This window comes from uncultured Caballeronia sp., from assembly GCF_964243625.1.
Lineage (GTDB): Bacteria > Pseudomonadota > Gammaproteobacteria > Burkholderiales > Burkholderiaceae > Caballeronia.
This window is the reverse complement of record NZ_CAXTGZ010000851.1, coordinates 1-2,021: the sequence shown is the minus strand read 5'-3', so window position 1 is coordinate 2,021 and position 2,021 is coordinate 1. Positions and strand designations below refer to the sequence as shown.

2 protein-coding genes and 1 pseudogene are annotated in these 2,021 nt (G+C 55.8%); 1 reads left to right on the top strand and 2 read right to left on the bottom strand.

All coding sequences use genetic code 11. The annotated features are described in order from the left end of the window. Both ACFFAR_RS31740 and ndk read right to left on the bottom strand, forming a co-directional pair. A pseudogene (locus tag ACFFAR_RS31740) lies at positions 1 to 423 on the bottom strand (23S rRNA (adenine(2503)-C(2))-methyltransferase RlmN); the annotation flags it as partial. A 111-nt stretch (positions 424 to 534) separates the two neighbouring features. Next, positions 535 to 960, bottom strand: a complete 426-nt coding sequence (ndk, locus tag ACFFAR_RS31735) for a nucleoside-diphosphate kinase (protein ID WP_174365640.1) — start codon at positions 958 to 960, stop codon at positions 535 to 537. Positions 961 to 1,251: 291 nt separating this feature from the next. On the opposite strand from ndk, the gene ACFFAR_RS31730 reads away from it, so the two are divergent. Beyond that, positions 1,252 to 1,950 (top strand): Bax inhibitor-1/YccA family protein, encoded by a 699-nt coding sequence (locus ACFFAR_RS31730; protein ID WP_061999537.1) that lies wholly within the window; start codon positions 1,252 to 1,254, stop codon positions 1,948 to 1,950. The last annotated feature ends 71 nt before the right edge of the window (positions 1,951 to 2,021 follow it).

The following is a 2,021-nucleotide window of genomic DNA, read 5'->3' as shown; positions in this document are numbered from 1 at the left end:
CAACTGTCCGATGATCTCGCCGGTCGTCAGGTTGCGTGAGAAACCTTGCTTGCCGGTCGAACAGAAACGGCAATTCACGGCACAGCCCGCCTGCGATGAAACGCACAGCGTGCCGCGATTTTCTTCCGGTATGTACACCGTTTCGACAGCGTTGCTGTTGCCCACGTCGATCAGCCACTTGCGCGTGCCGTCGGTGGAAACATGGTCGCTGACGATGGCGGGCATATCCAGACTCGCCCGCCCTTTCAATTTTTCGCGCAGTGACTTCGCCAGATCGGTCATGCCGTCGAAATCGTCGACGCCGAACTGGTGAATCCAGCGCTGCAGTTGCTTGGCGCGAAATGGTTTCTCCCCCAGGCTGTCACAATAAGCGACAAGCCCGGCGGCATCGAGATCCAGAAGGTTGACGGTGGAAGCTGTCATTCGATTTTCTGCCATTTCCCTGATGAGCGAAGCCGGGAAGCCGTTCAAAGCCGCACCCCAGTTCGCTTTTCGGTTAATTCGCGCCAATTCCTGCGATAAATCTACTCCGAATCAACGCGAATAAACGTTTACTTCGGGGAAGAAGAAAGCGATTTCCTGACGCGCCGTTTCTGCTGCGTCGGAACCGTGCACTGCGTTGGCGTCGATGCTGTCTGCGAAGTCAGCGCGGATGGTGCCCTTGTCAGCCTTCTTCGGATCCGTCGCGCCCATCAGGTCGCGGTTTGTCAGGATGGCGTTTTCGCCTTCCAGCGCCTGGATCATCACGGGGCCGGAGATCATGAATTCAACGAGGTCCTTGAAGAACGGACGTGCAGCGTGGACTGCGTAGAACTTTTCTGCATCAGCACGCGACAGGTGAACCATGCGCGACGCGATGACCTTGAGGCCCGCTTGTTCAAAACGGCTGTAGATCTGACCGATCACATTCTTTGCCACTGCATCCGGTTTGATAATCGACAGGGTGCGCTCGATCGCCATGAAAAACTCCAAAAAATTAACGGGTTACGAATATAAAGAATCGACAATTGTAGCACGAAGCATTGTATGATTGCGATGGAAACCTTACGACATCGTAAGCATCAAAGCTCAAGTCTCGTGACGAAATGCGCGGTAATTTTACTGGTCGAGCCATTGCAGTGCAGCACTGTTGATTTCGGTGCAACATAGGCGCATATCGCGTCTGTAAGGCTCGCCGCGTCGCAAAGCAAATAAATCGAGCCGGAATTTTTGAACCAGTTGGCTTTACACAAGTTTAGGCAAGGAGAAACCATGAACGAATCCCCTTACGGTTTTGGTCGCACAGGCAGTGTCACGTCGTCCGAAACCCGCAATCGCGTTTTACGGAACACGTACTGGCTGTTGGCGCTCTCCATGGTGCCGACCGTACTCGGCGCGTGGGTAGGCGTCGCGACCGGCTTCTCGCTGTTCGCGGCAACCAGCCCGGCCATGAGTTTCATCGCCTTCATGGCGATCGCTTTCGGCTTCATGTTCGCTATCGAGCGCACCAAGAACAGCAGCCTGGGCGTGCTCGTCCTGCTCGGCTTCACGTTCTTCATGGGCCTGATGCTGTCGCGTCTCCTGAGCTTCATTCTCGGTTTCTCGAACGGACCGCAGCTCATCATGATGGCGTTTGGTGGCACGGGCGTGATCTTCGCGGCCATGGCGACCATCGCAACCGTGAGCAAGCGTGACTTCTCCGGTCTTGGCAAGTGGCTGTTCATGGGCGTGCTCGTGCTGCTGCTGGCCGCGTTTGCAAACGTGTTCCTGCATCTGCCGGCATTGATGCTGACCGTGTCGGTCCTCGCGATCGTGATTTTCTCGGCCTACATGCTGTTCGACGTCCAGCGCGTCGTGAACGGTGGCGAGACGAACTACATCAGCGCCGCACTCGCAATCTACCTCGACCTGTACAACGTGTTCACGAACCTGCTCGCGCTGCTTGGTATTTTCGGCGGGAATCGGAACTGACGCGGCGGAACTGATCCGGACAGCGAAAAAGTTTTATCGATAAAAAAAGCCGGCCTCATTTGGGGCCGGCT